The 14283-nt window shown below is 67.9% G+C and carries 9 protein-coding genes; all 9 read left to right on the top strand.

The annotated features are described in order from the left end of the window. Positions 1-52: 52 nt before the first annotated feature. Positions 53-1399 (top strand): glycosyltransferase family 4 protein, encoded by a 1347-nt coding sequence (locus tag ABD907_RS07275; protein ID WP_345215580.1) that lies wholly within the window; start codon positions 53-55, stop codon positions 1397-1399. Between the two features lie 35 nt (positions 1400-1434). Beyond that, positions 1435-3930, top strand: a complete 2496-nt coding sequence (locus ABD907_RS07270; protein WP_345215579.1) for a glycosyltransferase — start codon at positions 1435-1437, stop codon at positions 3928-3930. 28 nt (positions 3931-3958) lie between these two features. Continuing rightward, positions 3959-6466 (top strand): glycosyltransferase, encoded by a 2508-nt coding sequence (locus ABD907_RS07265; protein ID WP_345215578.1) that lies wholly within the window; start codon positions 3959-3961, stop codon positions 6464-6466. 3 nt (positions 6467-6469) lie between these two features. Further along, complete coding sequence (locus tag ABD907_RS07260) at positions 6470-9187, top strand: hypothetical protein (protein WP_345215577.1); 2718 nt, start codon at positions 6470-6472, stop codon at positions 9185-9187. Between the two features lie 127 nt (positions 9188-9314). Beyond that, positions 9315-10445, top strand: coding sequence for a glycosyltransferase (locus ABD907_RS07255; RefSeq protein ID WP_345215576.1), 1131 nt, complete (start codon positions 9315-9317; stop codon positions 10443-10445). Further along, on the top strand, positions 10442-11551 hold the full coding sequence (locus tag ABD907_RS07250; protein ID WP_345215575.1) for a glycosyltransferase: 1110 nt from the start codon (positions 10442-10444) through the stop codon (positions 11549-11551). Before ABD907_RS07255 ends, ABD907_RS07250 begins: the two co-directional genes overlap by 4 nt. A 62-nt stretch (positions 11552-11613) precedes the next feature. Further along, positions 11614-12510, top strand: coding sequence for a lysylphosphatidylglycerol synthase domain-containing protein (locus tag ABD907_RS07245; protein ID WP_345215574.1), 897 nt, complete (start codon positions 11614-11616; stop codon positions 12508-12510). A 99-nt stretch (positions 12511-12609) separates the two neighbouring features. Then, positions 12610-13632: an excalibur calcium-binding domain-containing protein gene (locus tag ABD907_RS07240; RefSeq protein WP_345215573.1), complete on the top strand. Its 1023-nt coding sequence runs from the start codon at positions 12610-12612 to the stop codon at positions 13630-13632. A gap of 315 nt (positions 13633-13947) precedes the next feature. After that, a partial coding sequence (locus ABD907_RS07235) for a hypothetical protein (RefSeq protein WP_345215572.1) occupies positions 13948-14283 on the top strand: 336 nt, incomplete at its 3' end.

The raw sequence follows: 14283 nt of genomic DNA, 5'->3' as shown, positions 1-14283 counted from the left end.
CGCCAACGTACATCGCTCAGGCGCCGCCGACCGTCCACCCTCTCGTACGCGTGTGCTGGTCGTCACGCTCGACACGGTGGGCGAGCGGATGGCGGGACCGGCTATCCGAGCCTGGGAGATGGCACGCGCCTTGTCCCGCACATGTGACGTGCTCCTCGCCACGTTCGGCGGCTGCTCACGTGACGGTGAGGGGTTCGCCACACGTGCAATTCGTCCCGCACAGTTTCGTGACGCCGTCGAGGTGGCGGACGTCATCGTGCTACAGGGATACGTCATGGCCGCCTTCCCGTGGCTGCGCCGCAGCGACAAGGTCGTCGTCGTCGATCTGTACGACCCCTTCCACCTGGAGTCGCTCGAGGTGGCCCGCCACGAGACGCCCGGAGCGCGACGTCTGGCCCTACGGACCGCTCTGACGGAACTGAACGAACAGGTTCGCCGAGGTGACGTGTTCCTCTGCGCCTCGGAGAAGCAACGAGACTTCTGGCTGGGGCATCTCGCCGCCGTGGGGCGCCTCAATCCGGAGACCTACGAGGCAGACGCCACCATGCGGGATCTCGTGAAGATCGTCCCGTTCGGGCTCGGCGCGGCGCCGCCGGAGCCCGGACCGGACCCGTTCCGTGGCCGGGTGCCCGGTATCGAACCTGGCGATCCCGTCGTCCTGTGGGGTGGTGGGGTCTACAACTGGTTCGACCCGCTCACGCTGGTCCGCGCCGTCGACCGCGTGCGCGAGCGGGTGCCGAACGTGCGGCTGTACTTCCTCGGGATGCGCCATCCCAACCCCGACGTGCCGGAGATGGCGATGGCGAACGCGTGCCGCGAGCTCGCCGGTTCGCTCGGGCTGATCGGTACGCACGTGTTCTTCAACACGGACTGGGTGCCGTACGAGACCCGGGCGGACTACCTCGACGCGGCCGACGTCGGCGTCAGCTGTCACCTGCCGCAGGTGGAGACGCAGTACAGCTTCCGGACCCGGATCCTCGACTACCTCTGGGCCGGGCTGCCGATCGTGTGCACCGACGGAGACACGTTCGGTGACCTCGTCCAGGCAGAGGGGCTCGGCGTCGCGGTGCCCGCCCAGGACGTGGAGGCGCTCGCCCGGGCGTTGTGCGACCTCATCCTCGACCGCGACCGCCGCGAGGCCGCCGCGGCTCGCTCTCGCGCAGTCGCCCAGAGGTACACCTGGGACCGGGCACTGGCACCCCTCGTCGAGTTCTGCGAGAGCCCTCGGCGTGCCTCCGACGCCGGCGCCGACTACGGCACCCCGGTCACCGGCCTGCGCGGCGCCGCGGACGCGGTCCGAGCGGTCGCGACGGGGGCAGTCAGGCACTGGCGAGAGGGTGGGCCTCGTCAGCTCGGCAGGCGAGTCGCCTGGCGTGCCCGTCAGCTGACGAGCCGCTGACCCGCTCGGGCCACCGGATCCGTACCATGGCTCGGATGCGGATCGTCCAGGTCTCGGCGCACTTCCCTCCCAACTTCGTCAGCGGCGGCACACTCGTCCCGCAGCGGCTCGCTCAGGGCTTGGCCGAGCGAGGTCACGACGCGCACGTCTACGCCGGCCATCTCGACCCCTCCCGAACGCCTGGATCCACCTGGGACGAGCAGCAGGACGGCGTCCGTGTGCGGTGGATATCCACGACTCCGTGGACGGCCTGGACCGACCGTCACAACTACGACAACCCTGTCGTCACCGCCGACTTCGCGCGATGGCTCGCCGACGTGCGGCCAGACGTCGTGCACCTCCACAGCCTGCAGACCCTCGGTGGACCCCTGGTGCGCGTGGCGAAGGAGTGCAGGGCTGCCGTCGTCGTGACGATGCACGACTTCTGGTGGTTCGACGCCCGCCAGTTCCTCGTCGACGACGACATGCGGCCGATACCAGTCGTGACCCGGTGCTCGTCACGCCGGCCGACCGCGGGGCGCACGACGGTGGGACGTGAGGAGCAGCTCGCCGGCGACCTGGCCGCCGCGGATCTCGTGCTCGCGCCGTCGCCGCTTGCCGCCGCGGTCGCCGTCGCTAACGGCGTCGACCGCGAGCGGGTACGGGTGGACGAGAACGGGGTCGACGTCGTCTCCGTCTCCCGGGACCAGGGTGACGGCGTCCTGCGCCTGCTGTACGCCGGCGGGCCCGACCCGATGAAGGGCGTCGACGTGCTGTGTCAGGCGCTCCGCGGCCTCGCGGACGTGGGGGGATGGTGTGCCGACCTCTACGGCGTGCCGGTGGCCAAGGTCGCCGGCCTGCCGGCGCAGGTGCGGGCCCGCCCGCCGTACTCGCCAGACGCGCTGGCCGAGATCCTCGCCGGTCACGATGTGCTGCTGCTGCCGTCGATCATGCGGGAGTCGCACTCGATCCTGACGAGAGAGGCGATGCGTGCCGGCCTCGCCGTGGTCACCACGGACTGCATCGGCCCAGAGGCCGTCGTCGAGGACGGTCGGAACGGTCTCGTCGTGCCCACCGGTGATCCGATTGCGCTGGGGCAGGCGGTCCGACGACTGCTCGCCGATCCTGCTGGTCTCGAGGCGATGCAACGGGCGGCGACCGAGGTGCAGGTCCGATCGGTCGACGACCAGGTCGCCGGCCTGGAGCGCACGTACACCGAGCTCGGGCAACGCAGTGACGACGACGGCCCGCGACCTTGGACGCCACGACGTGTGCTCTTTGTCGTCGGGATCCAGGGGGCGCCGCTGCGTTATCGGGCCCACCTGCCTGCCGAGGCGATCGCCCTGCATGGCGTCCATGCCGACGTGCGCCACTACCGCGACCCTGCTGTGTGCGACCTGGCGGCCAGCGCAGACGCCGTCGTCCTGTACCGCGTCCCGGCGACGTGGCAGATCCTCGGTCTGCTCCGTAAGGCCCGCGAACGCGGCACACCGATCCTGTTCGACGTCGACGACCTCATCTTCGACCCGTCGCTCCGGGGCACGCTCCGTGGCCTCGACGGTCTGGACGCGGAGGAGGAGAACCTGTGGTGGCACGGCGTCGCCCGCTACCGCACCACCCTCGAGCATGCCGACCTCTACGTCGGTAGCACGGACATGCTCTGCGAACGGGCGACCGCGCTCACCGGCCTTCCGTCCCGACGCTTCAGCAACGGCGTCGGGATCGAGCTGGCTCGCGTGAGCGACGCCGAGACGGTCCGGCCTCGGCGGCCGGGTCGCCTCCGGATCGGCTACTTCAGTGGCACGACGACCCACGACGCCGACTGGGCGGCGATCGAGCCCGCGGTCCTGGACGTGCTGGAGCGGCACGGCGCCGAGCTCGTGCTCGGCGGCCACGTCCGTCCCACCCCAGCCCTGGCAGCCCGCGCCGACCGACTACGCCGGCTGCCCATGCAGCCTTGGCACCGGTTGCCGGCGCTGCTGCGTGACGTCGACGTGTGCCTCGCACCGCTCGCAGACCAGGGCGACTTCAACGACGCCAAGTCGGCGATCAAGTGGTTGGAGGCGGCCCTGGTCGAGACCCCCACCGTCGCGACGCCAACTCGACCGTTCCGCGAGGCGATCGAGAACGGCCGAACCGGCATGCTGGCCGGTGACGTCGAGGAGTGGGTGGCGGCGCTCGATCACCTCCTCGCGGACGAGGGCCAGCGACGCCTACTGGGCGCACGTGCTCGACGCTCGGCGATGCTCGAGCTCTCCCCGTTCGTCCAGGGCGCGCGATACCTCGAGATCCTTCGCGACGCCCGCGAGGTCAGTCGCCGCGGCGGGCGTCCGGCGGGCGCCGACCCGGTTGTCGACGACGAGCCGTGGTCGGGAGCCGACGCCTGGGTCGAGCCCTACGCGGCGCCTTCCGGGTCGACGTCACGGGCGCGGTTGACGGAAACCCGCCTCGGGCACCTTATTGTTGCTGCCCGGAGGACGTACCGCGCAGACGGGCTCGGGGGCGTCGTACGCCGTGCGCGCGGGCTGGTGGCCCGCACTATCGGACGCTAGGAGCCCGGGAAACGAGGCAGAGGCAAGCATGACAGCGCAGACCGACGCGGGGACCCGGCCGGGTGTCGTCTCCGTCATCCTGGTCAACTACCGAGGTGACGCCGACACGATCACGTGCCTGCGGCACCTGCTGGAGGTGGACTGGCCCGCGGACCGGCTCGAGCTGATCGTCGTCGACAACGACTCGGGTGACGGCGGTGCGGACAGGATCCGCCACGCTGTCCCTCAGGCGCACGTGATCGACGCCGGCGCCAACACCGGCTTCGCCGGCGGGTGCAACCTCGGCGTCGCACATGCCACCGGTGAGTTCATCGGGTTCCTCAACAACGACGCCCGTCCGGACGCTCGGTGGGTCTCCGCCGCGGTGGAGGCGTTTGCCTCCGACCGCCAGATCGCCGCCGTCGCCTCGAAGGTGCTCGACTGGGAGGGCCAGCGGGTCGACTACGTCGATGGATCGCTGACCTGGTACGGGATGGGGTACAAGCGCGAGGCGGAACGGCCGGACTCGCCCGAGTACGACAAGCCCAAGGACGTCCTCTTCGGCACGGGCGCCGCGATGTTCGTGCGCGCCGACGTCTTCCGCGCCGTCGGCGGTTTCGACGAGCGGTTCTTCATGTTCTACGAGGACGTCGACCTCGGCTGGCGACTCAACCTCCTGGCATACCGGTTCCGTTACGTCCCTACCTCGCTCGCGTTCCACCGTCACCACGTGACGATGAAGAAGTTCGGTGACTTCCGTGAGCAGTACCTGCTAGAGCGCAACGCGCTCCTCGCTCTGTACAAGAACCTCGACGACGAGTCGCTGGCACGTGCCCTTCCGGCCGCCATGGCCCTGGCCGTGCGGAGGTCCGTCGCTCGTGCAGGCGTGGACACCTCCATCCTGGACCTGCAGCGTGCACCCGGCGGCGACGCCGAGGACACGGTGTCCGTACCGAAAGCCTCGCTGGCCGGACCGTACGCGATCGACTACCTCACCGAGCAGCTCACGACGCTCATGCCGTCGCGGGAGGCGATCCAGTCGAACCGCCGCCGCAGCGACCGTCAGCTCTTCCCGCTCTTCCGACAGGCGATCGAGCCCGCCTTCGCGGTCGAGAGCTATCTCGAGGCGCACGAGGTTCTCGTGTCCGCCTTCGGCATCGCGGAACACTTCCAGGGGCGGCAACGGGTCCTCGTCGTCACGGGAGAGCCGCTCTTCAAGCGCATGGCAGGTCCAGCGATCCGTGCCTGGGAGATCGCGAACGTCCTGTCCGACCGCCATGACGTCACCTTGGTCTCCACCGCAGGCTGCGAGGTCTCCAGCGAGCGCTTCAACGTCGGCCACGCCACCGGGTACGACTTGTGGCCACACACCCGGTGGGCTGACGTCATCGTCTTCCAAGGCTTCCTGCTGGAGGGTGCCCCGTGGCTGAAGACGAGCAACAAGATCCTCGTGGCGGACATCTACGACCCCATTCATCTCGAGCAGCTCGAGCAGGCCAAGGACCTGGGGCCGAACGGACGGGCGGCGTCTATCCGCGAGACCACCCGGATCCTCAACGAGCAGCTCTCCAGGGCCGATTTCCTCCTCTGTGCGTCCGAGAAGCAGCGCGACTTCTGGTTGGGGCAGCTCGCCGGGCAGGGGCGGATCAACGCCCCCGTCTACGACGAGGACGAGAGCCTCTCGACGCTCATCGATGTGGTCCCGTTCGGCATCCCCGACGATCCGCCCGTGCAACGCCGTTCCGCGATCCGCGACGTCGTTGAAGGGATCGATGGCAACAGCAAGGTGATCCTGTGGGGCGGCGGGATCTACAACTGGTTCGACCCGCTGACGCTCATCCACGCGGTGGACCGACTGAAGGATCGCCATCCCGAGGTACGCCTGTTCTTCATGGGACTCAAGCACCCGAACCCGGGTGTTCCCGACATGCGGGTCGCCTGGGAGGGCAAGCAGCTTGCCGATCGTCTCGGACTGACGGGACGTCACGTCTTCTTCAACGAGGGATGGGTCCCGTACGAGGAGCGAGCCGACTACCTCTTGGACGCCGACCTCGGCGTGTCCACGCACTTCAACCATGTGGAGACCGCGTTCAGTTTCCGCACCCGCATCCTCGACTACCTCTGGGCCGGGCTACCGATCGTCGCCACAGACGGGGACACGTTCGCGGGACTGATCGGAAGCCACGGGCTCGGCGAGGTCGTCCCCGCCGAGGACGTGGAGGCGTTGGAGAGGGCGCTCGAGCAGATGCTGTATGACGATGAAGCACGCGGGCACGCGCGGGCCAACATCGCGGAGTTCGCGGAAGAGTACCGGTGGTCCAAGGTCCTCGCACCCCTGATGGAGTTCTGTGACGCTCCCCGCAGAGCGCCGGACCTCGTCTTCGGCTCGACGCCCTACCGGCCTCTCGACCCGTCCTTCACACCCCCGCACCAGGAGGCGCCGCATCTCAGCGACCTGCAGCTGCTCCGCGAGTACTTCCGTGCTGGTGGTATGCGTGAGGTGGTTACCCGGGCGAGCGGACGCGTGAAGCGCGTCGTCGGCCTGGGCGGGCGTTAGCCCGTGAACGATCGGAGGCGCCGGATCCGTGTCCGGTGGCAGGTGCTCCTCCCGTTGGCCGCAGTCGTGGTCTTCCTGTGCGTCACCGTCGGATCCTCGCTGTTGGGGCGAACGTTCTTCGGTGCCGGCGACCTCATCGAGACAAGGGCTCCTTGGGTAGAGACGACCATGGTTGACGGCGTCGTCAACCGGTGTGTGAGCGACACGATCGACTCGGTCATACCGTCGCTCATGGTGGCTGACGAGCGGTACGCCGCCGGCGACCTGGCACCGTTGTGGGAGGCCCGAGCCAGCGCCGGATCCGCGCTCTCCGCGACCCCCGCATCGGGAACGACGTCACCGATCGCCATGCTGGCGATGGCGTTCCCCACCGTGACGATGACTGCCTGGATCAAGGTGCTCGAGGTCGCGCTAGCCGTCGGTGGCACGATGCTGTGGGCTCGCCGGGTCGGCTTGTCGGCCGGCGCCGGGGCTGTCGCCGGGCTGATCTTCGTGTCCTCGGGATTCATGGTCATGTGGACCAACTGGCCGCAGACCCGCACCGCGGCGGTCTTCCCGCTGATCTTCTGGTGCCTGGAGCGGATCTTGCAGGATCGGACGTGGCGCTCCGCCTTGCCGTTCCCGTTCGTCCTTGCGCTTCTCGCGCTCGGCGGCTTTCCGGCGATCGCTGTGCATGCGGTCTACGTCGCGGCCGCCTATGGCGTCCTTCGGCTGCTGCTGACCAGGCGGTCGGCCGGGGAGTCGGGAGGGCGGGGGCAGCTGCGCCCGGTCTGGCTGACCGTGACCGGCGGTGCCTGCGCCGTCGGGCTCGTCGCCTTCCAGATCGTGCCCTGGGTGCAAGGGCTCATGGGGACCGATCTGTCGTACCGCTCCGAGCAGTGGAAGGTCGTCATCGACGACGCCCAGCTGGTCACGACGATGTTCCCCCTCGCGCTGGGTACCTGTGACAACGCCCTGGGTTTTTGGAGCAGCACGTTGCCCATCGAGGGCATCACCTTCATCGGGGCTGGCGCCGTTGTTCTCTGCCTCGCCGCGGTCACGCTTCCGCTCATCGACCAGGGGATGCGAGGCCTGCGTTGGTTCCTGCTTGGCACCGGTGCTCTCGCACTGTGGATCTCGTTCGCCGGCGGCGCCGTCAACTACGTGGTCCAGCTGCTGCCGCTGATGGGCGACAACAGCCTGCATCGGGTTCGCGGCATCGGGGCTCTCATGTTCGCGATGCTTGCCGGGATCGGGTTCGACGCCATCCGGCGGTCGGCCACGTCGCGTCGTAGTGTTCTCGCCTGGTCGGGCCTCGTCGCCGGCCCGGTCCTCGGGGCAGTGATCGTTCTGCAGATCCGGGCAGCATCACCGTCCGTCGACCATTGGGTATCGATCAAGGGCTCCATCATTCTCGGCATCGTCGCGGTCTGCGCGACCGCTGGCGTGTGGGGTCTGACGATGCTTCTTCGCGAACGCCGGGGCTTGCTGGCAGCGGTTGTCGTACCGGTCGTGGTCCTCGCCGAGGCAATATCCTTCACCGCTGCCTTCTGGCCTCGGACCGAGCCCGAGACCCTCTACCGCGACACCAGCGTCACCACGTACCTGCAAAGACACCTCGGCCACGAGCGCATGGTGGGTGCTCAAAACGCGTTCTGGCGTGGGGCGGGACGGGTCGACGAAATGCGTAGCCTCGACGGTCACACCTTCGTGACGGAGGAGTGGGGCGCGCTGCTCCGAGCGGCGGACCCGAACATGTTCGTCTCCCCGACAGCACACTCGCTCAGCGATCTTGAGGCGCTCGATTCGCCGGTGCTCGACCGCCTCTCGGTGAGATATGCCGTTGCGGACACCAACCTCGCACCGCCAGGCGAGATCGTCGGCGGCGGTGAGCAAGTGCCAGGAGCTGTCGAGCTGGGTGAGACGCCGGTCGAGCGGGTGCTTCAGGATCCATCCGGTCTGCGCGGCGTGGTGCTCGACCTCGTTGGACGGGGCGAGACCCCAGAGGACGCGCGGATCGTGGTCGAGACCCTCGACGACGAAGGACACCTCCTTGCGGACAGCGAGCGCCGTTTGCGTTCCAGCGACCAAGGGCGCGTCTTCGTCCCCGTGACGTCCGTGGATCTGCCGATGACCGGTCCGGTGACCGTAAGGGTTCGCCTCGAAGGTGCGACCGTGCAAGCGGTTCCTGGCTCGTCCGGTGGCCCATGGGTCGGCGCGCTCGTCGCGCCCGAGGAGCCGGTGAGGATCGTGCATACGAGAGACGCGGTCATCTACGAGCGACCGTCCGCGCTCCCGCGATTCCGATGGGCCGACAGCGCCGTGACATGCACGGAGACGACCGAGTGCGCGGCGATGATGGGGGCCGTCCCGGATTCCACCGCATTGCTCGAGCCGGCAGACGCCGCCACGGTGGAGTTCGGCGGCGAACCCGCCCGGCTTGTCGTCGAGTCTGACCGGGCGGATTACCGACGCGTTGTCGTTGACGCGGATGGAGCTGGTCTCCTCGTTGTGGCGGACGCCCTTCAAGACGGTTGGGTCGCCCGTGTGGACGGCCAGGACGTGCCTCTCGTCATGGCCGACAGCGCTATGATGGGTATCCCCGTCCCTGCGGGTGAGCACGTCGTCGAGCTCGGATACGAGCCTGTCGGTGGTGGCACGTTGCCGTGGCTGGCAGGTCTTACGATGCTCGGCCTGGTCGCCTCCGCGATCGTGCCCGCACTACGCCGGCGGGGAACGTAGGCCGCAGTTTCCGTGGCACGCCCCTCAGTGCGTCGCGCGCCGCGTGAGGTACCGTGGAATTCCCGAAACCACGCCAGTTTGCCCAATTGCTCGCGCCGACCAGGCCGATGACGTACCCGAGGACTAGATGAAGCTGTTCGTCCAGGTTCCATGCCTCAACGAGGAAGAGACCCTACCGCTGGTCCTCGAGACGATCCCGCGCACGGTCCCTGGGGTCGACTCCGTCGAGATTCTCATCATCGACGACGGATCCTCCGACCGGACGATTGAGGTCGCGAAGGCCCACGGCGTGACGCACTTCGTCCGGCACGCGCGGAACATGGGCCTGGCCCGATCGTTCCGCGACGGCGTGGACTACGCGCTCGCGCACGGTGCCGACATCGTGGTCAACACGGACGGTGACAACCAGTACCCGCAGGAGCGGATCGCCGACCTCGTCCAGCCGATCATTCGGGGACAGGCCGACATCGTGATCGCAGACCGGCAGACGGCGACGATCGAGCACTTCTCGCCGTTCAAGAAGGCGATGCAGAAGATCGGGTCGGAGGTCGTCAACGTCGCGGCGGGCACCGACCTGCCCGACGCGGCGAGCGGCTTCCGGGCGTACTCGAAGGCCGCGCTGATCAGGCTCAACGTGGTCACGCAGTTCAGCTACTGTATGGAGACCATCATCCAGGCTGGCAACAAGCGCCTCCGGATCGTTTCCCTGCCGATCAGAACCAACCCGAGGACCCGGGAGTCGCGGCTCTTCAAGAACATCTGGCAGCACATGATCAAGTCCGGGACCGCCATCACCCGGTCCTACTTGATGTTCAAACCGCACATCATGCTCGGCGGCCTGGGCGCGGTCATGCTGATCGCCGCCCTGATCCCATTCATCCGGTTCTTCGTCTTCTGGCTCATGGGAAGCGGCGACGGACACATCCAGTCGCTGATCCTCGGCACCGCGATGCTCGTCGGAGCGCTCCTGTGCTTCGCCCTCCTGATCATCGCCGACCTCCTTCGAACCAACCGGGTCCTCCTCGAAGAATCCCTGGAGAGGCTCAAGGAGATGCAGTACCGCCCGCCCGTGGATGTCGCCGCCGGAACGGTCGGCGACGGCCGGGCTCGCCGAGCAACCGTTCCGGTCGAGGGCCCTCGGGCCGAGCAGATCACGCTCGAGGTCCCTGCTGACGGCGTTCCCGGTGCGCGCCCCTCGACGACGGCTACGGGGGAGACCGTCAGTCCGTACACCGGCGAGACGGTTCAGCACCGGTGAGGGTGCTCGCCTTCGGAACGTACGACGTCAAGGCGCATCCTCGGGTCCAGGTCCTCATCGACGGACTGTGCGACCACGGGATCACGGTCGAAAAGCTCAACGCCCCGCTCGGTCTCTCCACCGCGCAGAGGGTCGACGTTCTCCAGAGACCTTGGCTCGTCCCGTGGCTCGTGGCACGACTCCTCCGCCGGTGGGCGACGCTGACGTCTAGGTCGGCCCGTATCCGCCGCGGGGAGCGCTCGACCCACGTCCTGGTCGGATACCTCGGGCACTTCGACGTACTGCTCGCTCGCGTCCTCTTCCCTCGCGCGCAGATCATCCTGGACCATCTGATCTTCGCGGCCGGCACGGCCAAGGACCGCGGGGTGAGGTCCGGCGTGCGCATCAGGCTCCTGACAGCCCTCGACCGCGCGGCGCTTCGAGCGGCCGACCTGGTGGTCGTGGACACCGTGGAGCACCAGCGGCTGGTGCCGGTCCACCGTCGAGCCGACTCCGTCGTCGTTCCCGTCGGTGCGACCGATCGCTGGTTCGCGGCGGGTGACCGTGCCGCACAAAGGCGAGGCCGGACGGAGGAGACCCTGTCGGTCGTCTTCTTCGGGCTCTTCACCCCGCTCCAAGGAACGACCGTCGTCGGGGAAGCCGTCCGGCGTCTCCATGAGCAGGGCAACAAGATCCGGTTGACCCTCGTCGGCTCCGGCCAGGACTCCCACGCGGTCCACGCCCTCGTCGACGGCGTTGCCGGTGTGACGTGGCACGACTGGGTCGACGGTGGGGAGCTCCCCGAGGTCGTCGCTTCCCACGATGTGTGTCTGGGAATCTTCGGGGTCACCGACAAGGCGCTGGCGGTCGTGCCGAACAAGGTCTACCAAGGCGCCGCCGCCGGCTGTGCTGTCGTGACCAGCGACACGGAGCCGCAGAGACGCGCGCTCGGTGACGCGGCCGTCCTGGTCGAACCGGGGAGTCCCGAGGCGCTCGCCGCCGCTCTGTCGACCCTGGCGGAGAATCGCGACCGCCTCGACCACGTGCGACGTGCATGCCTGCAGCTCGCGGGGGAACGGTTCACGGCACGAGCGGTGACCGTGCCGATGGTCGAGGCCCTCAGATGATGGCTCGACTGGTCAGCATCCTGAGGTCGTCCTGGCTCCGCCGGGCATTTGTCGTTGGCGCATTGGCCGCCGCCGTCTGGGCGGTCGCCAGCCAGTGGGATCAGGTGCAGGCGGCACTGACGTCCATCCCACCGAGCACTGTCGTCCTCAGCTTCGTTGTCGGCGTCGCCTACGTCTTCGTCACCATGCTGTCATGGCGCGCCGTGCTCAAGGACATGGGGTCGAAGGTCTCGATCCGTCAGGCCGGCCGCCTCTTCTTCGTCTCCCAGCTTGGCAAATATTTGCCAGGCGGTGTGTGGAACTTCCTGGCGGTTGCCGAGATGGGCGCAGACCTCCACATCCCGCGGCGGCGGTCGATCTCCGTCCTTATGGTCTCCATCCTGGTCTCGATCGTCATGGCGATGATCTTGGCGTCCGCGGCTCTACTCCTCGGGCCCCAAGAACTCACGGACCAGTATGGCTGGGTCGGCTGGACTCTTCCGCTGTTCATGGTCGTGCTGCTGCCGCCTGTGCTGAACAGGTTGTTGGCGGCAGCTCTTCGAGTCGTTCGTCGGCCGGCTCTTGAGAAGCCGTTGAGTATCGGCGGCGTCGGCGCTGCGGCCGCCTGGGCCCTGCTCGCCTGGATGCTCGCAGGGATCCAGTTGTGGCTCCTTATCTCGGCCCTCGGTGCGGACGCCACGGTCGAGTCGTTCGCGCTGGCGGTCGGTGGCTACGCCCTGGCGTGGACGGTCGGTTTCCTGGTGATCGTGGTGCCGGCCGGTGTCGGTGTTCGCGAGGCGGTCCTCGCCCTTGTGCTCAGCGGACACCTTGGTACCGGCGCGGTCGTCGTCACCGTCCTTCTGTCGCGTGTGCTGCTCACAGCCGCCGATCTTGTCCTCGGTGTTGTGGCCGCGGCTGACGCACGGCGCCGCCTCGAGGCCGTCAGAGACAGGCGAGCCGCAGAGGATTCGCAGGGCTGACTCGCTGCTGTGCCGAGTGCGCTGGATCGGGCGCCGCGGATCGCGTCGCCAATGTGCCCTCGTGCCTGAGCGCCGAAAGATACGTTTGCCTGAAGAGACGTGGTCGCCGCCAGGTTTGGCGAGCTTCCCTTATTCGAGGAGTCAATTTTGAGGTTTCGGCGTTCGATCGGGGTCGGGCTGGCAACGGTGATCGTGGTCGGCGGAAGCACGCTGTGGGGAGCGTCTGCTACGGCCAAGGGGGGCGAGATCGGCGGCTCGGGGAACCAGTACTTCCTCAACGACGCCTGGAGCGGTGAGGCGAACGTCCGCTTTACCTATGGTCGAACGGACGATCGGGTCTATGTCGGCAACTGGAACGGCGACGGGCGCGACACCCTGGCCGTGCGCCGCGGCAATCAGTACCACCTCAGTAACTCAACCACTGGAGGCCAGGCTGACCGGGTAATCGCATATGGCCGTTCCAACGACGCGCTTCTCATGGGCGACTGGGACGGCGATGGTGTCGACACACCGGTCGTCCGGCGAGGCAACATCTATCACTTCAAGAACAGCCTCTCCGGAGGAGCTGCCGACGCGGTGGTCGCGTATGGACGACCTTCCGACGTGGTCCTTGTCGGAGACTGGGACGGTGACGGCGTTGACACGCTGGCCGTTCGACGCGGGAGCACCTACTACTTCAAGAACAGCCTCTCGGGCGGTGGTGCCGATCAGACGGTCGGGTACGGTCGCTCCTCCGACGCGGTGTTCGTCGGAGATTGGGACGGCGACCGCCTCGACACCCTGGCTGTCCGCCGGGCCAGCACGTATTACGTGGCAAATGACTTCTCGGGTGGAGACGCGGATCGCGTCCTGACATACGGGCGGGCGACCGACACGACGCTGGCGGGAGACTGGAACGGCGACGGTGCCGACACTCTCGGCGTCCGGCGGCCTCCGCCAGCTCCTAGCCCGACGCCGAGCCCTGCGCCGCGACCGTCGTCTCCAGACCTGGACTGCCCAGACTTCAGGTCCAAGGCCGAGGCGCAGGCGACGTTCGACTACTGGATGGCGCAAGGGCTGGGTGACGTCCACCGGCTGGACGCCGATAACGACGGCGAGGCCTGCGAGAGTTACTTCGGGTAGACGGCGCCGCGCCAATGAATGGGGAAGCCGCAGCCCGGTTCGGCCTCCCTCGCTGACGCGTCAATGCGTCCTCCAATAGCGCCCCGGAAGTGGGCGCAGATCGTTAAGTTTGGTGGTCAGCGCGGCACCACGAGGGCTGCCGTGTCCTTTAGGCTAGGAGACCAGCTTTTGAGAATGCGACGAGTAGTGGCTTTCGCCGTGGCTGCAATGGTGGCGGCAAGTGGACCCCTGGTCTCAGGACCGGCCGCCACAGCCAGCGGCGGAAGCTCTGGGACGAGATTGCTCGACAGTGGCGTCCCGGATACGGCTGGGCCGGTGTTGGTTGAGTCGTCGATAAGTCAGCGGGAGTTCAATCTCGATGACGGTGATGCGGTCTTCACGGTGAGTGTGCGTGTCACCGATGAGACCGGTGCGACAGCGCCGACCATTACGGTCAGCCACCCGAGCGGGCAGTCGCACGGTTTCGGTGAGATGGGGCTGGTCTCCGGTGACGCGAGGGACGGGACGTACGAGCGGACGGTGAGGATCCCGCAGGGATCGGCGGCTGGCGAGTGGGAGGTCGCTCTGTACCCGCTCGACGACGAGTTGGGTAATCGCGGGCAGGGCTTCCAGACCCTTGGCACGGTCACGATCATTGCTGCGCCGGCTGAT

It is taken from the genome of Georgenia halophila, from assembly GCF_039541595.1.
This window is presented reverse-complemented; position numbering and strand designations above follow the sequence as displayed.